We start from the raw sequence: 21533 nt of genomic DNA, 5'->3' as shown, positions 1-21533 counted from the left end.
TCCTTCGCTAGTCCGGGCCCATTCTGCCCTGCGACACGCCCCCGGACTCGCGCGCCCTCACCGGCAACGGATACGGCGGGGGAGTGCCGCCGAACTCCGGGCAGTGCGCCTGGTGGTCGCACCAACCGCACAGCTTCGTCGGCCGCGGCCGCCACTCCCCGGTCTCCGTGGCCTGACTGATGGCCTCCCACAGCGCGTGCAGCTTGCGCTCCACCCGCTCCAGATCGGCGAGGACCGGGTCGTACGTCAGCACATCCCCGCTGCCGAGATAGACCAGCTGGAGCCGCCGCGGCACGACCCCCTTCAACCGCCACACCACCAGGGCGTAGAACTTCATCTGGAACAACGCGCCCTCGGAGTACTCCGGCCGCGGCGCCTTCCCCGTCTTGTAGTCGACGATCCGCACCTCACCGGTCGGCGCCACATCCACCCGGTCGATGATCCCGCGCAGCCGCAGCCCCGACTCCAGCTCGGCCTCCACGAACAGCTCCCGCTCGGCCGGCTCCAACCGCGTCGGATCCTCCAGCGTGAACCAGCGCTCGACCAGCCGCTCGGCCTCGGTGAGCCAGCCCCCCAGCCGCTCCCCGTCCGGATCGTCCGCGAACAGCTCCATGAGCTCCGGCCTGTTCTCCCGCAGCCGGTCCCACTGCCCCGGGATCAGCGACTTCGCCCGCGGCGCGGTCCGCTCCGCCGCCGGCGCGTCGAACAGCCGCTCCAGCACCGCGTGCACCAGCGTGCCCCGGGTCGCCGCCGCGCTCGGCTTCTCCGGCAGCCGGTCGATCACCCGGAACCGGTACAGCAACGGGCACTGCATGAAATCACTGGCCCGGGACGGGGACAGGGAGGTGGGCGCAATGGCGACGCGCTCGGCACCGGCCTCCGGCGGAGCCGGCATGACCGGGTCCGGCTCGGAGGCCTCCGCAGCTGCCGAGGGCCCCGGCACCGAAGCCGCCACAGGCGTCGGTTGCGGCGCCTCGGCCGGATCCGTCTGCTCGGCGCTGCCCGACAGGGCTCCCGCGTCCTCGATGCTGCTGTCCATGTCCACAGACCTTACGGCCCACCACTGACAGTGACCCAGCCGCCGCCCGAGTCCGGCCCGCGTCCGCGGGGCAAACACAAGGGGTGCCGGGGCGAAACGCGTCACCAAGGCCGCATACCATCGACCAGAGACCCTTCCGTCCGGCAGGTACGGGAGACGCTTCGAACGAGGGGACACCGTGGACGTGAGCGGCGGGAGCGGGCAGCCGCGGTCCGGCAACGACAAGCCGGCCGAGCACCCCGCAGGTCCAACGGCCCCGACGACCGACCGCACCGACCATGCGGGCCCCGAGCCTCAGCCCGCGACGCCCACCGCGGACCACCGCCGGGCCGAAGCCGACAACAAGGGGGACGCGCCCGACCACCCGGCCGCCCCACGCCCCGCCCAGCCCGACGCGGCCACCACCGCGAACCCGGAGGGCACGGACAACAGCGGCGCCGCCGGTGGCTCGCACGCCGCGGTTCCTGCGGAGGGCACGGACAGCAGGGGTGCCGGCTCGGGGGCCACTGTGCTTTCGGGGGATACAGCCGGTGCCGGCGACGACCGGGACGCCGAAGGGGCCTCCGGCGGCTCGGCCGACACCGGCGGGAGCGACGCCAGCGGTTCGGACGCGACCGGCGCAGAGGGCCGCCGCGATGCCACCGCCGCCAGTGATATGGGCGACGAGCGGCACACCGGCGGCACCGGCGCCGGCGCCACGACCGGCGACACCGGCGGCGCGCAGACCCCGTCCCGCGAAACGACCCTCCCGCCCCACAGCCCCGACAGCTCCGCCGGACCCGAAAACGCCCCCGGCACCGGCACCCGGCGCGAGACGAGCCCCGAGCAGCACCGCACCCTCGCTCAATCCGGAATCGCCAAGGGCGAACCGCCCCAGCCACGGCCCAAAGAGCCCGGTGGCGGCATCCTCATGGGCCGCCCCTTCGGCGTACCGGTGTACGTCGCGCCGAGCTGGTTCCTCGTCGCCGCGCTCATCACCTGGGTCTTCGGCGGCCAGCTCGACCGCGTGCTGCCCGAGCTGGGCGCCCTGCGCTACCTGGTCTCCCTGTTCTTCGCCGTCGCCTTCTACGCCTCCGTGCTGGTCCACGAGCTGGCCCACACGGTCGCCGCGATCCGCTTCAAGCTCCCGGTCCGCCGCATCCAGCTGCAGTTCTTCGGCGGCGTCTCCGAGATCGAGAAGGAGGCCGAGACCCCGGGCCGGGAATTCATCCTGGCCTTCGTCGGCCCGCTGCTCTCCCTCGTCCTCGCCGCACTGTTCTACCTCGCCATGAAACCCGTCCAGCCCGGCACCGTACCCGGCGTCCTGCTGGCCGGCCTGATGATCTCCAACCTCATCGTGGCGATCTTCAACCTCCTCCCCGGCCTGCCCCTCGACGGCGGCCGCATGCTCCGCGCCGTCGTCTGGGCCATCACCGGCAAACCCATGAGCGGCACCGTCGCCGCCGCCTGGGTCGGCCGCGCCCTCGCCGTCGCCGTCCTGATCGGCCTGCCGCTGCTCAACCAGTCCGGCGCCCTCGGCGGCAACAGCGAGAACACGGGCGGCATGGACACCGTCACCGACGCCCTGCTCGCCGCCATCCTCGCCGCGATCATCTGGACCGGCGCCGGCAACAGCCTGCGCATGGCCCGCCTGCGCGAACACCTCCCCGAACTGCGCGCCCGCACCCTCACCCGGCGGGCCGTGCCCGTCGAGACCGACACCCCCCTCTCGGAGGCCCTGCGCCGCGCCAACGCCGCCGGCGCCCGCGCCCTGGTCGTCGTCGACGCCCACGGCAACCCCCTTTCCCTGGTCCGCGAGTCCGCCATCGTCGGCGTACCCGAACACCGCCGCCCCTGGGTCGCCGTCAGCGGCCTCGCCCAGGACCTCACCGACGGCATGCGCGTCTCCGCCGAGCTCGCCGGAGAAGAACTCCTGGACGTCCTGCGCGCCACCCCCGCCACCGAATACCTCGTCGTCGAGGAGACCGGCGAGATCTACGGCGTCCTGTCAGCGGCAGACGTGGAGCGGGCCTTCGTCAAGGCGATGGCCCGCCCCTCGGCCTAGTGGTCGGCGGCTCCCTCGGCTGCCGGTACGCTGGTCACATGTCCGAACCGACCGGTGCCGCCCGCAGGCGCGGGCCCTTCAAGGTCGGGGACCAGGTACAGCTGACCGACCCCAAGGGCCGCCACTACACGTTCACGCTCGAAGCCGGGAAGAACTTCCACACCCACAAGGGCTCCTTCCCGCACGACGAACTGATCGGCGCTCCCGAGGGCAGCGTTGTCCGCACCACCGGCAACGTCGCCTACCTCGCGCTGCGCCCCCTGCTCCCCGACTACGTCCTGTCCATGCCCCGCGGGGCGGCCGTCGTCTACCCCAAGGACGCGGGACAGATCCTCGCCTTCGCCGACATCTTCCCCGGCGCACGCGTCGTCGAGGCCGGCGTCGGCTCCGGCTCGCTCAGCAGCTTCCTGCTGCGCGCCATCGGCGACCAGGGCATGCTGCACTCCTACGAGCGCCGCGAGGACTTCGCCGAGATCGCCAAGCAGAACGTCGAGCGCTACTTCGGCGGCCCCCACCCCGCCTGGCAGCTCACCGTCGGCGACCTCCAGGACAACCTGTCCGACACCGACGTCGACCGCGTCATCCTCGACATGCTCGCCCCCTGGGAATGCCTCGAGGCCGTCTCCAAGGCACTCGTCCCCGGCGGCATCCTCTGCTGCTACGTGGCCACCACCACCCAGCTCGCCCGGACCGTGGAGTCCATCCGGGAGATCGGCTGCTTCAACGAGCCGACCGCCTGGGAGACCATGATCCGCAACTGGCACATCGAGGGCCTGGCCGTCCGCCCCGACCACCGCATGATCGGCCACACCGGCTTCCTGCTCACCGCCCGCCGCCTCGCCGACGGCGTCGAGCCGCCCATGCGCCGCCGCCGCCCCGCCAAGGGCGCATACGGCGAGGACTACGCCGGACCCAACCCCGACGGCGGCGCCGGCCGCTGACCCACCCGCACACAGCACAACCCAAAGGCGCCGTGCCGGAGTTCCCACAGACCGACGGGAACTCCGGCACGGCGCCCCTTCGTTGACAGGGCACCAGGAGATTCCCGAGCCCCCACGGCTCGTACGCCCGCCACTTGCACGGGCCCCGCGGGAATCCCCGACCCCGCCGTTCCCCCGCACTGTGACGTGTGGCACCATGCTGGCCACCCCCACCGGCACAGCCCTCACAGGAGACACTCCTAGTGCAGCAATCCGCCGTTCCGGAGCTCGCTCACACCCAGACCCGACCCATCCACTGGGTCGCCACCGCCACGGCCGTCGCCGGCGTCGTGGCCCTCTCCTCGTTCGTACAGCCCGGATCGGCCACGGCCGCCCAGTCCGCCACCGGCACACACACCAAGTCCGCCCCCGCCGCCCTCGCACCACCCAGCACCACCGGCGTGGACTTCCCCCTGCAGTGCGGACCCGTGAAAGCCGTGGTCGCCAAGAAAGCCACCGGAGACCTGGACGGCGACGGCAGACCGGAAACCGTCGCAGTAGTGCACTGCGACTCCGCCATGGGCACACCACCCGACGGCGTCTACGTCCTCACCCGCTCCACCGACAGCGACCAACCACGCGTGGTCGCCACCCTCGTCGACCCCAAGAACCGGCTCACCGTCACCGACTTCTCGATACGCGCGGGCACCGTCGCCGCCACCCTGCTCGGCTACTCCTCCGACGCCGTCCCCAACTGCTGCCCCGACCTGAAAACCCCGACCAAGTGGCACTGGAACGGCAACGCGTTCATCCGCTCCACCCCCGCCGACGCCCACAGCGTCTGACACACGTCGTCCGACACACGGCCCGGCCCGGACTCACTCCGCGTCGGGCCCGTACACCTCGACCCTGTCCGAAACCCGGCGCACATGAATGCACTCGCCGGGACACTCCCGTGCCGAATCCACCACATCCGCCAGCAGCGGCAACGGCACCGGCGCCGCCGCACCCACCGCCTGCAACAGCTCCTCGTCCGCGCCCTTCACATAGGCCAGCCCGTCGATGTCCAGCTCGAACACCTCAGGGGCGTACTGGGCGCAGATCCCGTCACCGGTACACAGATCCTGGTCGATCCAGACCTCCAGCGCCTCCCCGCCCGGGGCCTCCTGCTGCACGGTCACCTCTCCTGCCGTCCGTATGCCGGGCGGAACCGGCACCTCCAGGGCCAGCCGGGTCCGCACCAGCGGCTGTTGAACACCCCGACCCTACCTCCGCCCGCAATCCGGCCACGCTCCACCGGCACCGGGTTTCCACCCCCGCCCCCTCGGGTACCAGCGCCCGATCAGGACAGCACACCCCCACCTTCGTCACCCACCACTTCAGGCCAGGCCGACCGTGACACCCCCCGCCCGAACCGTCGCTCTGCGTGATGAAACACGCAAGCGCGCTCCCGGCTGCCCACCTCCGGGCCCACCCGCCCGGATCGGACAACTCCGGCCACTCCTGAAGGGTTTCGACCACGCGATGCCTGGAACAAGCTGCTTCCGTATCACGTTGAGTGGGTATCCCCTCCGTGCGAGGGAGAGCGCAACGGGTGACCGACGACACACCTTGACAGTCTCTGTGATCTAGGGGTTTCAATCGACACCCACCCAGGTAGGGTCTGGAAGCGTCCAGCTCCCCTTGGAGGAGGTGAGGACCGTGGCAGCCCACGACGACGACATGAACCGCGGCATCCGCCCGGGACGAGGGTCCGACGACCCGGCCGGGCAGATCGCCTACCTTGAGCAGGAGATCGCCGTCCTGCGACGCAAGCTCGCCGACTCTCCGCGACACACGAGGATTCTCGAAGAGCGGATCGTCGAGCTGCAGACCAACCTGGCCGGCGTGTCCGCCCAGAACGAACGGCTGGCCAACACCCTCCGCGAGGCCCGCGACCAGATCGTGGCCCTCAAGGAAGAGGTCGACAGGCTCGCCCAGCCGCCCGCCGGCTTCGGCGTCTTCCTGCAGGCCAACGAGGACGGCACCGCCGACATCTTCACCGGCGGCCGCAAACTGCGGGTGAACGTCAGCCCAAGCGTCGACCTCGACGACCTGCGGCGCGGCCAGGAGGTCATGCTCAACGAAGCGCTCAACGTGGTCGAAGCCATGGAGTTCGAGCGCGTCGGCGACATCGTCACCCTCAAGGAGATCCTCGAGGACGGCGAGCGCGCCCTCGTGCTGGGGCACACCGACGAGGAACGGGTGGTACGGCTCGCCGAGCCGCTGCTGGACGTCACCATCCGCGCCGGCGACGCCCTCCTGCTCGAACCCCGCTCCGGCTACGTCTACGAGGTCGTCCCCAAGAGCGAGGTCGAAGAACTCGTCCTCGAAGAGGTCCCCGACATCGGCTACGAAGCCATCGGCGGACTCGGCAACCAGATCGAGGCCATCCGCGACGCGGTCGAGCTGCCGTACCTCTACCCGGACCTGTTCAAGGAGCACGAGCTGCGCCCGCCCAAGGGCGTCCTGCTCTACGGCCCCCCCGGCTGCGGCAAGACACTCATCGCCAAGGCCGTCGCGAACTCGCTCGCCAAGAAGGTCGCCGAGGTCACCGGCCAGGCCGCCGGCAAGAGCTTCTTCCTCAACATCAAGGGCCCCGAGCTGCTCAACAAGTACGTCGGCGAGACCGAGCGGCAGATCCGCCTCGTCTTCCAGCGCGCCCGGGAGAAGGCCAGCGAGGGCACCCCCGTCATCGTCTTCTTCGACGAGATGGAGTCCCTCTTCCGTACCCGAGGCTCCGGCGTCAGCTCCGACGTGGAGAACACCATCGTCCCCCAGCTCCTCGCCGAGATCGACGGCGTGGAAGGCCTGGAGAACGTGGTCGTCATCGGCGCCTCCAACCGCGAGGACATGATCGACCCCGCCATCCTCCGCCCCGGCCGCCTCGACGTGAAGATCAAGATCGAGCGTCCCGACGCCGAGGCCGCCAAGGACATCTTCGGCAAGTACCTCACCGAACGCCTCCCGCTGCACGCCGACGACCTCGGCGAACACGGCGGCGACAAGGCCACCACCGTCCAGAGCATGATCCAGACGGCGGTCGAGCAGATGTACGCCGAATCCGAGGAGAACCGCTTCCTGGAAGTCACCTACGCCAACGGCGACAAGGAAGTCCTCTACTTCAAGGACTTCAACTCCGGAGCCATGATCGAAAACATCGTGGGCCGCGCCAAGAAGATGGCGATCAAGGACTTCCTCGAAAAGAACCAGAAGGGCCTCCGCGTCTCCCACCTCCTCCAGGCCTGCGTGGACGAGTTCAAGGAGAACGAAGACCTCCCCAACACCACCAACCCCGACGACTGGGCCCGCATCTCCGGAAAGAAGGGCGAACGGATCGTCTACATCCGTACCCTCATCACCGGAAAGCAGGGCGCAGACACCGGACGCTCCATCGACACGGTGGCGAACACCGGTCAGTACCTGTAACAGCAGGGCGGCTGCGGGTGCCCTCACCGGGTACCCGCAGCCCTCGCTTTTTCAGGCCACGACCGGAGCAGCCAATGACGCAAATGATCTCCCCACCAGTGCAAAGGCGTTCTAGGCTCGTTCCTACCGCCGAGTCGCGCAGTGCGGGGACGGGCACCGCACACGCACCGGAGCTCCAGCGGTACGTGAGCGGCGCCCCCGACCGAGGGTGCCGCCGGGCAAGGAGGGCCGCATGACCGTACGGCGAGTAATGGGCATCGAGACGGAGTACGGAATCTCCGTCCCCGGCCACCCGAACGCCAATGCCATGCTCACCTCGTCCCAGATCGTCAACGCCTACGCGGCGGCGATGCACCGGGCCCGCCGGGCCCGCTGGGACTTCGAGGAAGAAAACCCGCTACGGGACGCGCGAGGCTTCGACCTCGCCCGCGAGGCCGCCGACGCCAGCCAGCTCACCGACGAGGACATCGGCCTCGCCAACGTCATCCTCACCAACGGCGCGCGACTCTACGTCGACCACGCCCACCCCGAATACAGCGCCCCCGAGGTCACCAACCCCCGCGACGCCGTCCTCTGGGACAAGGCCGGCGAACGCATCATGGCCGAGGCCGCCGAACGAGCCGCCCAGCTCCCCGGCGCCCAGCCCATCCACCTCTACAAGAACAACACCGACAACAAGGGCGCCAGCTACGGCACGCACGAGAACTACCTGATGAAGCGGGAAACCCCCTTCTCCGACATCGTGCGCCACCTGACCCCCTTCTTCGTCTCCCGCCAGGTCTTCGCCGGCGCCGGCCGCGTCGGCATCGGCCAGGACGGCCACGAACACGGCTTCCAGCTCAGCCAGCGCGCCGACTACTTCGAAGTCGAGGTCGGCCTGGAGACCACCCTGAAGCGGCCCATCATCAACACGCGCGACGAACCCCACGCCGACGCGGAGAAATACCGCCGCCTCCACGTGATCATCGGCGACGCCAACCTCTCCGAGATCTCCACCTACCTCAAACTGGGCACGACCTCCCTGGTCCTGTCCATGATCGAGGACGGCTTCATCGCGGTGGACCTCGCGGTCGACCAGCCGGTACGAACCCTGCACCAGGTCTCCCACGACCCGTCCCTGAAACGCCTGATCACACTGCGTAGTGGCCGCACCCTGACCGCCGTCCAGCTCCAGATGGAGTACTACGAGCTGTCACGCAAGTACGTCGAGGAGCGCTACGGCGCGGACGCCGACGACCAGACCAAGGACATCCTCACCCGCTGGGAGGACACCCTCACCCGGCTCGAGAACGACCCGATGAGCCTCGCCGGCGAGCTGGACTGGGTCGCCAAGCGGGAACTGATGGAAGGCTACCGCCGCCGCGACAACCTCGACTGGGACGCCGCACGCCTCCACCTCGTCGACCTCCAGTACGCCGACGTACGCGCCGAGAAAGGCCTCTACAACCGTCTCGTGGCCCGCGGCCGCATCAAGCGCCTCCTGGACGAGACGGACGTCGAGCAGGCCATGAGGAAGCCGCCGGAGGACACCCGCGCCTACTTCCGCGGCCGCTGCCTGGAGCAGTACGCCGACGACGTCGCCGCGGCGAGCTGGGACTCGGTCATCTTCGACCTCCCCGGCCGCGACTCCCTCCAGCGCGTTCCAACCCTGGAACCGCTACGCGGAACGCGAAATCACGTCAAGGAACTGCTGGACCGCTGCCGCACCGCAGAAGACCTGGTCAGGGTCCTGTCAGGCGGCTGAGCGGGCCAGGGGGTACTCGGTGCGGCCCGGGCGGGCAGGGTGGAAACCCCGACCGCCCGGGAATCATCGAGGTGGCCCCCGTACGTTGGAGAAACTGCGGGGCCGATGTCGGACCCGGCTTGTAGGGTCTGATCATCACCGATCGGCAGGCGAACTGAGCGGGGTGAGGGTTATGGCAACCAAGGACACCGGCGGCGGCCAGCAGAAGGCCACGCGAGCGACCGAAGAGGTCGAGGAGCAGGCGCAGGACGCGCAGGCCTCGGAGGACCTCAAGGAGCGGCACGAGAAGCTGAGCGATGACGTGGACTCTGTCCTCGATGAAATCGATGATGTGCTCGAGGAGAATGCCGAGGACTTCGTGCGCTCCTTCGTTCAGAAGGGTGGGCAGTAGGGCCCTTTTCCCTTCGAATCGAAGGCGAACGGAGATCGGAAGTGTTGGGGGAGCCGGAAGTGAAGCGCTGCGCGCGGTGCGGAGAGGTCAAGCCGCGCGCAGCCTTCGCGGCCAAGCGAAGCAATCTTGACGGCTTGCAGCACCGTTGCCGCGAGTGTGCGGCTGAGGCCGACCGGAAGCGCCAGCAGGCCATGGGCAGGACCGTTCCACCGCGCGGAGCTGTCCCAGACGGTCACAAGCACTGTCAGGGCTGTGGAGAGGTCAGGCCGCGCTCTGCCTGGCATCGGGGGAAAGCCTCGCGGTGCAAGGCATGCCGTGCCGCTGACGACCGCAGGCAACACCTGAGACGCCAGTACAGCCTCACCGAAGCCGAGCGTGACGCGATGATCGCCTCCCAGCGAGGACTGTGCGCGATATGCCTGGCTGCCCCTGCTGTGCATGTGGATCACTGCCACAACACGGGTAGGGTCCGTGGCGTACTGTGCTTCAACTGCAATTCCGGTCTCGGCCTGTTGAGGGACGACCCCGAAGTCGTACGCCGAGCCGCCGCCTATCTGGAAGGAAACTTGTGGAAGCCAACTCTCGTGGCACCGGGCGTCTACCAGCTGCCTTCCTGACGCCAGGGTCCTCCTCCTTCATGGACTTCTTGTCCGAGCACCAGCCCGAGCTGTTGCCCGGCAACCGGCAGCTGCCGCCCATGCAGGGCGTGATCGAGGCGCCCCACGGCACCACCATCGTCGCCGTGACGTTCCCGGGGGGCGTGGTGCTGGCCGGTGACCGTCGGGCCACCATGGGCAACATCATCGCTCAGCGGGACATCGAGAAGGTGTTCCCGGCGGACGAGTACTCGGCGGTGGGTATCGCCGGTACCGCCGGTCTCGCCGTGGAGATGGTCAAGCTCTTCCAGCTGGAGCTGGAGCACTTCGAGAAGGTCGAGGGTGCTCAGCTGTCGCTGGAGGGCAAGGCGAACCGGCTGTCGACGATGATCCGGTCGAACCTGGGCATGGCGATGCAGGGTCTGGCGGTCGTGCCGTTGTTCGCGGGGTATGACCTGGACCGGGAGAAGGGGCGGATCTTCTCCTACGACGTCACGGGCGGTCGTAGTGAGGAGCACAACTTCGCGGCGACGGGTTCCGGCTCGATCTTCGCTCGTGGTGCGATGAAGAAGTTGTTCCGTGACGATCTGACCGAGGAGCAGGCGACCACGTTGGTGGTGCAGGCTCTCTATGACGCGGCTGACGACGACTCGGCGACCGGTGGTCCCGATGTCGCCCGCCGGATCTACCCGATCATCACCGTGATCACCGAGGACGGTTTCCGCCGGCTGACGGAGGACGAGGCCTCCGAGATCGCTCGTGCGGTGCTGCAGAAGCGCCTGGAGGAGCCCGACGGCCCGAAGGCCGCCCTGCTCTGAGTGCGGGCCCCGGTTTCTTATCAAGGTGATCCAGTGACCATGACAGAAAGGGACGGATAACCGGTGTCGACGCCGTTCTATGTCTCACCTCAGCAGGCCATGGCCGACCGGGCGGAGTATGCCCGGAAGGGCATCGCCCGTGGCCGTAGCCTGGTCGTGCTGCAGTATGCCGACGGCATTGTGTTCGTCGGCGAGAACCCGTCCCGTGCGCTGCACAAGTTCAGCGAGATCTATGACCGGATCGGTTTTGCGGCCGCCGGTAAGTACAACGAGTACGAGAACCTGCGCATCGGTGGTGTCCGTTACGCCGACCTGCGTGGTTACACCTATGACCGTGATGACGTGACCGCCCGTGGTCTCGCCAATGTGTACGCCCAGACCCTCGGCACGATCTTCTCCTCCGCCGCCGAGAAGCCCTACGAGGTGGAGTTGGTCGTCGCGGAGGTGGGGGAGACCCCGGAGGGTGACCAGATCTATCGGCTGCCGCATGACGGGTCGATCGTGGACGAGCACGGCTCGGTCGCGGTGGGTGGCAATGCCGAGCAGATCAGCAGTTTCCTGGAGCAGCGTCACCGTGACGGCATGTCGCTGGCGGAGGCCCTGAAGCTGGCGGTGCAGGCGCTGTCCCGTGACACCAATGGCAGCGAGCGGGAGATCCCCGCGGAGCGTCTTGAGGTGGCGGTGCTGGACCGTACGCGTCCGCAGAAGCGCAAGTTCAAGCGCATCGTCCGCCGTCAGCTGTCCCGTCTGCTGGCGGGGGACGGTGCGGCCACCGAGGCGGAGAGCTCGGAGGAGGAGGACGGCTCCGAGGAGGAGTGACCTGCCGCCCTGATTGCCTGCTCCTGTGTGCCCCGGCCGTTGTCCTGGCCGGGGCACACGGCGTTTCGGTACGTCAGCGGGGCGCCTGGGCGGCGCGTGGCGGGGCCGTGGAGCCGCGTACGACGAGGTGGACCGGGATGTCCCCGCTCTCGGGCTGGCGGCCCTCCAGGACGGCGAGCAGGGCCTGCATGCCGCGTTCGCCGAAGAGTTCGGCGTCGAGTCGTACGGTGGTCAGTTCGGGGTCGATGGCGGTGGCGAGGCCGAGGTCGTCGACGCCGGTGACGGAGACGTCGTCGGGGATGCGCAGGCCGAGGCGGCGCAGGGCCTTGTAGGCGCCGGCGGCGAGTTTGTCGTCGTCGCAGACGACGGCGGTGGGCCGGGGGCCGGGTGCGGTGAGTGCGGTCTCGGTGGCGGCCAGGGCTCCTTCGATGGAGATGGGTGCCCGGGCTGTGCGTACTTCCGTCCCCGGTACCGCCGCGATGCGTGCCGCGAGTTCACGCGCGCGTACTTCGAAGGTCCAGGAGGGCACGTCGGCGGCGAGGTGGAGGATGCGGCGGTGGCCGAGGGTGAGCAGGTGGTCGGTGACCTGGCGGATGCCGTCGGTGATGTCCAGGTTGACGGTGGCTGCGCCGAGGCTGCCTTCGGGGTCGCTGTCGAGCATCACCAGGGGCAGTTGGTCTCCGCGGATGGCGGTGAGGGCGTCGGCGGCCATGGAGGAGGCGATGACGCCGTCGAGGGCGGCTTGTGCGGAGGCGAAGGGGTCGCGGGCCGGGCCGATTCCTTCGGGGGAGGGGTAGAGGACGACTCCGAAGCCGTTTTCGGCGGCCACGCGCGCGGCGCCGGTGTAGACGCCGGCGAAGAACTCTGTCGTGAGGGCCGGTACCACGAGCAGGACGGTGCGGGTGTGGCCGAGGCGGAGGTTGCGGGCGGCGAGGTTGGGGCGGTAGCCGAGTTCGCGGGCGGCGTCGCGGACGCGTTCGGCGGTGGTTTCGGAGACTCGGCCGCGCCATTTGTCGCCCAGTACGAGGGAGACGGCGGCCTGGGAGACTCCGGCTGCCTGGGCGACGTCCCGGCTGGTCGGGCGCGTGCTGCTGCGTGCCACCGTGGGCCTGCCCTTCGTCTGGACGTCCGAACAGCGCACATGGTACGTATGAGGAGGGACGTTATACGTAAAACTTGAGGCTGGAGGCGGCGGATGGCCGCGGGTTATCTGGAGATACTCCGGGCGCGGCATGCGCTGCGGCTGCTCACCGGCACCCTGGTGGGCCGGCTGCCCAACGCGACCGCCGCGATCGCCCTGGTGCTGTTCGTCCGTGCCGAGGGCGGCACCTACAGCCTCGCCGGTGCCCTCGCCGCCGTCTACGGCCTCGCCAATGCCGTGGGCCAGCCGGTGCTGGGGCGGCTCGTGGATCTGCACGGCCAGCCGCGGGTCCAGCTGCCTGCGGCGGTCCTCGCGGCCCTGTCCATGGCGGTCTTCGCGTTCTCCGGCACGGATCCGCTGCCGCCGGCGTATGTGGCCGTGGCGGCGGCCGGTCTGTTCACGCCGCCGCTGGAGGGGGGCCTGCGTGCGCTGTGGCCGTCGGTGCTGCGCCGGGAGGAGCAGGTGCACACGGCGTACGCCATGGACGCGATCGCGCAGGAGATCATGTTCACGGTGGGGCCGCTGCTGGTGACGCTGTGCGTGTCGCTGTGGGACGAGCGTGCCGCTCTGCTCGTGCTGAACCTGCTGGGGGTGCTGGGTGCCCTCTCCGTGGTCGTGTCGCCGCCCTCGCGCGCGTGGCGGTCGGCGCCGCGTGAGGCGCACTGGCTGGGCGCGCTGCGTTCGCCGGGTCTGCTGGCCCTGCTGGGTTCCTTCCTGTTCGTGGGGATCGCGCTGGGCTCGATCACGGTCGCGTCGGTGTCGTACGCCGACGGCCATGGCGGTGACGCGGTGTACGGCTGGATGATGGCGGGGCTGGGCCTGGGGGCGCTGGCCGGCGGCACGGTGTACGGGGCCCGTCGGTTGGGCGGTTCTCCCGAGCGGCGACTGAGCGTGCTTGTGGCACTTCTGGCGGTGTGTTATCTGCCTTTGATGCTGACGCCGGGTGCGCCGGCGATGGTGCTGCTCACGGTGCTCTCGGGGGTGTTTCTCGCGCCGTGTATCGCCTGTGCGTTCGTCATCGTGGACCGGCATGCGCCGAGCGGGACGGTCACCGAGGCGTTCTCCTGGCTTGTGACGACGTTCACCGTGGGTGCCTCGGTGGGCACGGGCGTGGCGGGGCCTGTGGTCCAGGCCGGTGGCACGGTGTGGGGGTTCGCGGTTCCGGGGGCGGCGGGGGCCGTGTCGTTGCTGGTGTTGCTCGCCACGGGGCGGGTCCTCGCAGCTCCCGCGCGGGGCGGGGTCGTTGCGTCTTCACCGGAAAATGATCCAAATCGTGCTGTCGAACCCCGTTTCAGCTCAGGGGATCGGGCGTAATGTTCACTCATGGACCGCCGCATTTTCGGGCTGGAGAACGAGTACGGCGTCACGTGCACGTTCAGGGGACAGCGGCGCCTGTCTCCTGACGAGGTGGCGCGGTACCTCTTCCGCCGTGTCGTGTCATGGGGCCGCAGCAGCAATGTCTTTCTGCGAAACGGCGCCCGGCTCTATCTCGACGTGGGCTCACATCCGGAATACGCGACCCCCGAATGTGACAACGTGATCGAACTGGTCACCCACGACAAGGCCGGCGAGCGCATTCTCGAAGGACTCCTGGTGGACGCGGAACGACGCCTGCACGAGGAGGGAATCGCGGGCGACGTCTACCTGTTCAAGAACAACACCGACTCGGCGGGCAACTCCTACGGCTGCCACGAGAACTATCTGGTGGCCCGGCACGGGGAGTTCTCGCGGCTCGCGGACATCCTCATCCCGTTCCTGGTGACCCGGCAGCTGCTGTGCGGTGCGGGCAAGGTGCTGCAGACGCCGCGCGGTGCCGTGTACTGCGTGAGTCAGCGCGCGGAGCACATCTGGGAGGGGGTGTCCTCGGCGACGACCCGTTCGAGGCCCATCATCAACACCCGTGACGAGCCGCACGCGGATGCCGAGCGTTACCGTCGGCTGCATGTCATCGTCGGTGACTCGAACATGTCCGAGACGACGATGCTGCTGAAGGTCGGCGCCACGGACCTGGTGCTGCGCATGATCGAGGCGGGCACCGTGATGCGCGACCTCACGCTGGAGAACCCGATCCGGGCGATCCGTGAGGTCAGCCATGACATCACGGGCCGGCGCAAGGTGCGTCTGGCCAGCGGTCGGGAGGCCTCCGCGTTGGAGGTGCAGCGGGAGTACTTCGACAAGGCCGTGGACTTCTGTGACCGCCGGGGGATCCGTACCGGTACGGTCGCGCAGGTCCTGGAGCTGTGGGGCCGCACCCTGGACGCGATCGAGACCGAGGAACTCGACCGGATCGCCACCGAGATCGACTGGGTGATGAAGTACAAGCTCATCGAGCGCTACCGGGCCAAGAACAACATGACGATGTCGCATCCGCGGGTCGCGCAGATAGACCTCGCCTACCACGACATCCATCGTCGTCGTGGCCTGTACTACCTGCTGGAGAAGAAGGGTCAGGCGGCCCGGGTCTGCAACGACTTGAAGATCTTCGAGGGCAAGTCGGTTCCGCCGCAGACCACTCGGGCGCGGCTGCGCGGTGACTTCATCAGGCGGGCACAGGAACAGCGCAGGGACTTCACGGTCGACTGGGTGCACCTGAAGCTCAACGACCAGGCGCAGCGCACGGTGTTGTGCAAGGACCCGTTCCGTTCGGTGGACGACCGGGTGGAGAAGCTGATCGCCGGGATGTAGCGGAAAAGCGGGTGAGTCAAGCGTTTCGGGCGTGAAATGCCGGAACGCCACACGGGCGTCGTACGTTTCCCGTACGGCGCCCTTCTCACGCCGTAGAGTTGCGCGCACGCCAACCGCAAGATCGACCGATTACGAGGCTCTTCCGTGCGCCGACGTTCACTTCTCCTCGCCGCCGTACCCGCAGGACTGGTCACGCTCGCCGGATGCGGTGGCGGCAAGTCCGGCTCCAGCAAGGCCGGTGTCTCGCCGTCGCCGTCGGTGTCCACGGTGCCTCCGCCGAAGATCGTGGAGGGGCCGTTGCCGGCGATCACGGCGGGCACGAAGTTCGGTGAGAAGCCGACCGTGGCGAAGGGGCCGGGTGAGCCGTCGAAGAACCTCGCGGTGAAGACGGTGATCGCGGGCAGTGGTCGTACGGTCGCGGAGAACGACTTCGTCAAGGCGAACTACCTGGGTCAGATCTGGGACACGGGCAAGGTCTTCGACAACTCCTACGACCGCAAGAGTCCGCTGGTGATGCAGTTGGCCCAGGGCAGCATCATCGACGGCTGGCGGTATGGGCTCACGGGCAAGAGGGCCGGCAGCCGTGTCGAGATCGCCGTGCCGCCCGCCTGGGGCTATGGCAAGTCGGGCCAGCCGCAGGCGGGTATCAAGGGCACCGACACGATGGTCTTCGTCATCGACCTGATCGACGTCTTCGACTCCAAGAGCTCGTCCCACGGCAAGCCGGTCCCGCAGGCCGACGCGGCGCTGCCGAAGGTGGCCACGAACACCGACGGCACCGTCCCCAAGGTCACTGTTCCCAAGACCGACCCACCGAAGAAGCTCGTGTCGACGTACGTCCTGGAGGGCGACGGGCCCGAGCTCAAGGCGGACCAGGCGGTCCTGTGCCAGTTCCAGGGTCTGGTCTGGGAGAGCGGCAAGACCTTCCAGCGGACGTACGGCTCGGGGCGGCTCAGCCAGTTCTCGCTGACGCAGATCCAGCAGGTGGTCAAGGGTCTCGCGCAGGGCCTGACCGGCAAGAAGGTGGGCAGCCGCGTGCTGGTCGTCGTACCGCCGGAACTGGGCTACACCAACCCCCAGGCCGGCGGACCCATCAAGAAGGACTCCACGCTCGTCTACACGGTGGACATCCTCGCGGCGATGTAGCCGGCGGTGTCCATGGCGGGCGGCGGGCCTGCGGAGATGAAAGACTGTCCGCGTTTTCGTGTCGTACACAAGCAGGAGCTTTTGACGTGAACATCGACAAGCCCGAGATCGACTTCCCCGAGGGCGCGCCCCCGGCGGACCTTGAGATCAAGGACATCTGGGAGGGTGACGGTCCGGTCGCGCAGGCGGGCCAGAACGTCACCGTGCACTACGTGGGTGTCGCCTTCAGCACCGGCGAGGAGTTCGACGCCAGCTGGAACCGCGGCACTCCGTTCCGCTTCCCGCTGGGTGCGGGCCGGGTCATTGCGGGCTGGGACCGGGGTGTGCAGGGCATGAAGGTCGGCGGCCGTCGCCAGCTGACCATCCCCGCCCACCTCGCCTACGGCAATCAGAGCCCGACCCCGGCGATCAAGCCGGGCGAGACGCTGATCTTCGTGGTGGACCTGCTGGGCGTCTGATCGCCGCGGGATCCCCTTCCGATCGCACGGGAGCCGTATGGGATCGACCGGCCGTATCCGACCGGTTCCGATCACCTGGGGCCCATGCCTGCTCGGGCATGGGCCCTCGGCTTTTGTCACCGCACCCGGGAGCGGTACGGTCATCGGTCGGAAGCACCATAGGAAAGGCGAAGGGCGTCGATGGCCATTGCCAAGGCCGAGCGGCTGATGAACCTCGCGCTGTGTCTGCTCGGCACACGGCGGCCTCTCAGCAAGCGCGAGCTGCGGGAGTCCATCGAGGCCTACCTGGAGGCGGGCTCCGACGACTCCTTCAACCGGATGTTCGAGCGGGACAAGGACGATCTGCGCGAGCTGGGCCTGGTCATCGCGACCGTGGAGAACATCGACGGCGAGGTCGGCTATCTCGCCCGCCGTGACAGCAATCGGCTGCCGCCCATCACCCTGGACGCGGAGGAGGCCGCGGCGCTCGGTCTCGCCGCCAAGGTGTGGCAGCAGGCCCGTCTCGCCGGTGCGGCCAGCGGTGCCCTGCAGAAGCTGCGCGCCGCGGGGCTGCCCGAGGACGTCGATCCGTACGAGGCGCACGGCGCCCTGGAGCCGCGCATCCCGGTGCACGAGGCCGCCTTCGAGCCGCTGATGCTGGCCTGCCGGGACCGCCGCCCGGTCGTCTTCGACTACCGCAAGGCCTCCGCGGCCCGCCCCGAGCCCCGCCATGTGGAGCCGTGGGCGCTGGAGTGCTGGCGCGGGCACTGGTACCTGGCCGGTTTCGACCGGGACCGGGGTGCGGAGCGCGTCTTCCGGCTCTCCCGGATCACCGGCCGGGTCCGCTCGCGTGGTACGGGCTTCACCGCGCCCGTGCCCGATGTCGTCACCGTGCGCGAGACCGTGGCGAGCTGGGCGGGCGAGATCGCCGACGGTACGGCGCTGATCCGGCTGCGTTCCGGGGCCGGTTACCCCCTTCGGGCGAAGGCCGGCAAGGTGCGGGAACTCGGCGACGGCTGGGACGAGTTGGAGATTCCGTACGGGCACGGCCTGGACGCCTGGCTGGTGGAGTTCGGGCCGGACGTGGTGGTCCTGGAGCCGGCCGAGCTGCGCGCGGACGTGGTGGACCGGCTGCGTGCCGTGGCCAAGGGCTGAGGGGGAGCAGGACTGTGGCAGGCAAACCGGTCAGGCCCGTGAACGCCATCGACCAGACCCGGCGGATGCTCTCCCTGGTGACCTATCTGCGGGAGCGCCCCGGCGCCCGGATCGCGGACGTCGCGCGTGCCTTCGGCATCACCGAGGACGAGCTGGTCGCCGACCTCGATCTGCTGCCCATGTGCGGCACCAGTTTCCGCGGCGGCGATCTGCTGGACATCGACACCGACGGCGAGCGCATCTGGTGGCACAACCCGGCGGCGCTCGGGGAGGAGGCGGCCGAGCCGCTCAGGCTGGCCGCCGACGAGGCCACCGCGCTGCTGGTGGCCGCCCGCGCGGTGTCGACCCTGCCGGGCCTGCGTGAGGGCGACCGTCAGGCGCTGCTGCGGGCCACCGCCAAGGTGGAGGCCGCCGCCGGTGAGGCGGCCGGCGCCAGCGCCCGGCTGTCGGTGACCTTCGAGTCCGAGGGCGGGGTCTTCGCCGACGTCGACCGGGCGATCTCCGAGCGCCGCCGGCTGTGGATCCGCTACTACTCCCCGGCCCGCGACGAGGTCACCGAGCGCGAGATCGACCCGATCCGCCTGGTCAGTGTCGGCCACACCTATGTGGAGGCCTGGTGTCGCCGTTCAGAGGCCCGGCGCACCTTCCGGCTCGACCGGGTCGCGGAGATCAGGATCCTGGACGAGCCGTCCGCGCCGCCCGAGGTGGAGCTGCGTGACCTCTCCGAGGCCCTGGTGCAGCCGGCCGCCGAGGACCCGGAGGTCGTGGTCGAGGTCGGCCCGGGCGGCCGCTGGGTGGCCGAGTACTACCCGCACGACAGCGCCGATGAGCTTCCCGACGGCGGGCTGCGTATCACTCTGCGCACCCCTGATCCGGCCTCCCTGCGCCGCCTGGCACTGCGCCTCGGCCGCGACGGCCGGATCGTGTCCCCACCGGAGCTGGCCGACAGCGCCCGCAGAGCGGCGGCGGAGGCACTGGCGGCGTACGACACGGCGTCGCAGTGAGGCAGCGCCCCGAAGGGGCGCGGAGCTGTGTCGGACATGCGGCTCCGCCGCGTGGGCGCAGCCACGACGGCGTCGCGGGCGAGGCCGGCGATCGCTGGACGACCAGAAGAAGGAGCGAGGGCTGTGAGCGAGCGTGCGGGTGAGATGACGGTGGCGGCCGCCTTCGCCGGGATGAGGAGAGCCGTCCCCGTGGTGTTCAAGGCGGGCTGCCCCGACTGCCGGGGCCGCTTCGAGCTCGCCGCGAGCGCGCTGCGCCTGGCCATCGGCGCCACCAGCCGGACGACGTTCTACTCGTTCACCTGCCCCGACTGCGGGGCCGTCGTCCGCAAGCCCGCCGGGGAGCGCATCGTCGAGCTGCTCACCGGTGGCGGGGTCCGCACGCTGCGGCTGCACACCACCGTCTAGTCTCGACGTCATGTTCTGGCCGATGTTCACGGTAGCGCTGGGTTTTCTGGGTCTCGCGGTGCTGGGGGTGCTCGCTGTCCGGGTCTTCCTGGAGGCACGGCGTCTCGGGCAGCAGGTCGCGGACTCCGCGCGCCGGATCAACAGGGCGGCCGAGGATCTGGAGCGGGCTGCGGTCAGCGCGGCCTCTGCCGTGGATGCGCTCTGATGGCCTTGAGAGCGTGCGCTTTGGGTCACTTCGCCCTGTCAGCCGACCGGCCCGTCCGGGTACGCTGGTGATCGCGGCCCGGATGACAAGGCGCGGTCCGCAAAGGGAGCGGTAGTACGCACGGGGATTGTCCTACGTTCACCCCCGGGCGTTACGATCGCTGCCAGCACGATGCTCGGACACATGTCCGACCGGCCGGACACAGCCCGCCGCCCCGCCTCAGTGAGAAGGTGAAGACTATGTTCCGCAACGCACTTGAGCCGTGGCACCTGGTGCTCCTGGTTCTGGTGATCGTTCTCGTGTTCGGCTCCAAGAAGCTTCCGGACATGGCGCGCTCGCTCGGCAAGTCCGCGCGCATCCTCAAGAGCGAGGCCAAGGCGATGAAGGACGAAGGCAAGCAGTCTTCCACCCCCGCCCAGCCCGCCGAGGAGCAGAACCCGGCTCAGCGCACGATCCAGGCGGCACCCGGCGACGTGACCAGCTCACGGCCGGTCAACGAGCCGACGGACACGACCCAGCGCTGACGCGAGGACCGGGTCATCCGGTCCGCTGCACGAGATGAGGATGTGGGTTGCCCAAGTCTGCCCGCAACAAGGAGAAGGATCCCGAGGGGCGGATGCCGCTCGCGGATCACTTGCGTGAGCTGCGCAACCGGCTCGCGAAGGGCGTCCTGGCGATCGTCGTTGTCGCGGTGATCTCGGCCTTCTTCTACAAGGACATCATCAACTTCATCACCCGGCCGGTGCTCGACTCGGTCGGTTGCGGGCAGACCTTCGGGCAGCTGGTCAAGACCAAGAACGCCCACTGCGCGCACATCACGGTCAGCGGTCTGCTGGGGCCGTTCACTCTGGCCCTGAAGACCGCGCTGACGGCCGGCGTCGTGCTGGCGGCGCCGGTCTGGCTCTACCAGCTGTGGGCGTTCGTCGCGCCGGGCCTGCACCGGCACGAGAAGAAGTACGCCTACGCGTTCGTCGGTCTCGGTTTCCCGCTCTTCCTGGTCGGCGGCTACCTCGCCTACCACGTGCTGCCCGTGACGGCGAAGTTCCTGGTCGACCTCACGCCGAGTGGTACGGAGAACCTGCTCCCGCTGGACGAGCTCCTCGACCTGGTCACGCGCATGGTGGTCGTGTTCGGCCTCGCCTTCGAGATGCCGTTGCTGCTGGTGATGCTCAACCTCACCGGCATCCTGTCCGGCCGGCGGATGCTCGGCTGGTGGCGCGGCATGATCGTCGGCATCGCCGCCTTCGCGGCCGTGGCCACGCCCAGCCCCGACCCGGGCACGATGCTGGCGCTGGCGGCACCGATCTGGGGACTGTTCTTCATCGCTGTGGGCTTCTCGCTGCTCAACGACCGCCGCCGGGCCCGACGCGAGGCGGAGGGCCCCGCCGACGACGAGGCCTCCGAGCTGGACCTCACTCCCGAGGACATCGGCGAGATCGAGCCCGTGGCGGCCAGCCGGGCGCTGCCCGAGCAGACGGGCACGGACCGGGTCAACGGCTACGACGACGTGACCTGA

22 protein-coding genes are annotated in these 21533 nt (G+C 69.3%); 19 read left to right on the top strand and 3 right to left on the bottom strand.

The window, feature by feature from the left end:
- Nucleotides 1-7 precede the first annotated feature (7 nt).
- Nucleotides 8-895: a RecB family exonuclease gene (locus tag ACZ418_RS23815; RefSeq protein WP_468366563.1), complete on the bottom strand. Its 888-nt coding sequence runs from the start codon at nt 893-895 to the stop codon at nt 8-10.
- Nucleotides 896-1217: 322 nt separating this feature from the next.
- Between ACZ418_RS23815 and ACZ418_RS23810 the strand changes: the two genes are divergently transcribed.
- The 3 genes from ACZ418_RS23810 to ACZ418_RS23800 all read left to right on the top strand — a co-directional run bounded on the left by ACZ418_RS23810 (nt 1218) and on the right by ACZ418_RS23800 (nt 4848).
- Nucleotides 1218-3083, top strand: coding sequence for a site-2 protease family protein (locus ACZ418_RS23810; protein WP_468366160.1), 1866 nt, complete (start codon nt 1218-1220; stop codon nt 3081-3083).
- Nucleotides 3084-3121: 38 nt separating this feature from the next.
- The gene (locus ACZ418_RS23805) at nt 3122-4024 is read left to right on the top strand and encodes a tRNA (adenine-N1)-methyltransferase (RefSeq protein WP_468366157.1); all 903 of its coding nucleotides are present in this window, start codon (nt 3122-3124) and stop codon (nt 4022-4024) included.
- A gap of 242 nt (nt 4025-4266) precedes the next feature.
- Nucleotides 4267-4848 (top strand): hypothetical protein, encoded by a 582-nt coding sequence (locus ACZ418_RS23800; RefSeq protein ID WP_468366154.1) that lies wholly within the window; start codon nt 4267-4269, stop codon nt 4846-4848.
- A gap of 33 nt (nt 4849-4881) precedes the next feature.
- Here the strand turns inward: ACZ418_RS23800 and ACZ418_RS23795 are convergent, their stop codons facing one another.
- A complete protein-coding gene (locus ACZ418_RS23795; RefSeq protein WP_356311329.1) occupies nt 4882-5184 on the bottom strand; it encodes a ferredoxin in 303 nt (100 codons plus the stop codon).
- Between the two features lie 520 nt (nt 5185-5704).
- On the opposite strand from ACZ418_RS23795, the gene arc reads away from it, so the two are divergent.
- The 6 genes from arc to prcA all read left to right on the top strand — a co-directional run bounded on the left by arc (nt 5705) and on the right by prcA (nt 11839).
- Nucleotides 5705-7471 carry a proteasome ATPase gene (arc, locus tag ACZ418_RS23790; protein WP_388626382.1) on the top strand — a complete coding sequence of 589 codons (1767 nt, stop codon included), beginning with the start codon at nt 5705-5707 and terminating at the stop codon, nt 7469-7471.
- A gap of 232 nt (nt 7472-7703) precedes the next feature.
- Nucleotides 7704-9215 (top strand): depupylase/deamidase Dop, encoded by a 1512-nt coding sequence (dop, locus tag ACZ418_RS23785; protein ID WP_468366150.1) that lies wholly within the window; start codon nt 7704-7706, stop codon nt 9213-9215.
- A 172-nt stretch (nt 9216-9387) separates the two neighbouring features.
- Nucleotides 9388-9606, top strand: coding sequence for a ubiquitin-like protein Pup (locus ACZ418_RS23780; protein WP_023551933.1), 219 nt, complete (start codon nt 9388-9390; stop codon nt 9604-9606).
- Nucleotides 9607-9797: 191 nt separating this feature from the next.
- Nucleotides 9798-10223 carry an endonuclease VII domain-containing protein gene (locus tag ACZ418_RS23775; protein WP_468366560.1) on the top strand — a complete coding sequence of 142 codons (426 nt, stop codon included), beginning with the start codon at nt 9798-9800 and terminating at the stop codon, nt 10221-10223.
- The gene (gene prcB / locus ACZ418_RS23770; protein ID WP_468366147.1) at nt 10175-11020 is read left to right on the top strand and encodes a proteasome subunit beta; all 846 of its coding nucleotides are present in this window, start codon (nt 10175-10177) and stop codon (nt 11018-11020) included. Before ACZ418_RS23775 ends, prcB begins: the two co-directional genes overlap by 49 nt.
- Before the next feature lie 63 nt (nt 11021-11083).
- Nucleotides 11084-11839, top strand: a complete 756-nt coding sequence (gene prcA, locus ACZ418_RS23765) for a proteasome subunit alpha (protein WP_468366144.1) — start codon at nt 11084-11086, stop codon at nt 11837-11839.
- Nucleotides 11840-11912: 73 nt separating this feature from the next.
- Here prcA and ACZ418_RS23760 read toward each other — a convergent pair whose 3' ends face one another.
- Complete coding sequence (locus ACZ418_RS23760) at nt 11913-12941, bottom strand: LacI family DNA-binding transcriptional regulator (protein ID WP_468366141.1); 1029 nt, start codon at nt 12939-12941, stop codon at nt 11913-11915.
- Nucleotides 12942-13034: 93 nt separating this feature from the next.
- On the opposite strand from ACZ418_RS23760, the gene ACZ418_RS23755 reads away from it, so the two are divergent.
- The 10 genes from ACZ418_RS23755 (at nt 13035) to tatC (ending at nt 21533) form a co-directional block, all read left to right on the top strand.
- Complete coding sequence (locus tag ACZ418_RS23755) at nt 13035-14294, top strand: MFS transporter (protein WP_468366138.1); 1260 nt, start codon at nt 13035-13037, stop codon at nt 14292-14294.
- 9 nt (nt 14295-14303) lie between these two features.
- Nucleotides 14304-15665 (top strand): Pup--protein ligase, encoded by a 1362-nt coding sequence (gene pafA / locus ACZ418_RS23750; RefSeq protein WP_055709514.1) that lies wholly within the window; start codon nt 14304-14306, stop codon nt 15663-15665.
- Between the two features lie 144 nt (nt 15666-15809).
- A complete protein-coding gene (locus ACZ418_RS23745) occupies nt 15810-16811 on the top strand; it encodes an FKBP-type peptidyl-prolyl cis-trans isomerase (RefSeq protein WP_468366134.1) in 1002 nt (333 codons plus the stop codon).
- 86 nt (nt 16812-16897) lie between these two features.
- On the top strand, nt 16898-17269 hold the full coding sequence (locus ACZ418_RS23740) for an FKBP-type peptidyl-prolyl cis-trans isomerase (RefSeq protein ID WP_468366131.1): 372 nt from the start codon (nt 16898-16900) through the stop codon (nt 17267-17269).
- Nucleotides 17270-17449: 180 nt separating this feature from the next.
- The gene (locus ACZ418_RS23735; RefSeq protein ID WP_468366127.1) at nt 17450-18403 is read left to right on the top strand and encodes a helix-turn-helix transcriptional regulator; all 954 of its coding nucleotides are present in this window, start codon (nt 17450-17452) and stop codon (nt 18401-18403) included.
- A gap of 14 nt (nt 18404-18417) precedes the next feature.
- Nucleotides 18418-19407, top strand: coding sequence for a helix-turn-helix transcriptional regulator (locus ACZ418_RS23730; RefSeq protein ID WP_388626368.1), 990 nt, complete (start codon nt 18418-18420; stop codon nt 19405-19407).
- A 144-nt stretch (nt 19408-19551) separates the two neighbouring features.
- On the top strand, nt 19552-19812 hold the full coding sequence (locus ACZ418_RS23725; protein WP_468366558.1) for a hypothetical protein: 261 nt from the start codon (nt 19552-19554) through the stop codon (nt 19810-19812).
- A gap of 10 nt (nt 19813-19822) precedes the next feature.
- Nucleotides 19823-20017: a hypothetical protein gene (locus tag ACZ418_RS23720; RefSeq protein ID WP_468366124.1), complete on the top strand. Its 195-nt coding sequence runs from the start codon at nt 19823-19825 to the stop codon at nt 20015-20017.
- Between the two features lie 239 nt (nt 20018-20256).
- A complete protein-coding gene (gene tatA, locus ACZ418_RS23715) occupies nt 20257-20541 on the top strand; it encodes a Sec-independent protein translocase subunit TatA (protein ID WP_468366121.1) in 285 nt (94 codons plus the stop codon).
- A gap of 47 nt (nt 20542-20588) precedes the next feature.
- The gene (gene tatC / locus ACZ418_RS23710; protein WP_388626362.1) at nt 20589-21533 is read left to right on the top strand and encodes a twin-arginine translocase subunit TatC; all 945 of its coding nucleotides are present in this window, start codon (nt 20589-20591) and stop codon (nt 21531-21533) included.

Source organism: Streptomyces sp. NPDC030820 (genome assembly GCF_055572075.1).
This window is presented reverse-complemented; position numbering and strand designations above follow the sequence as displayed.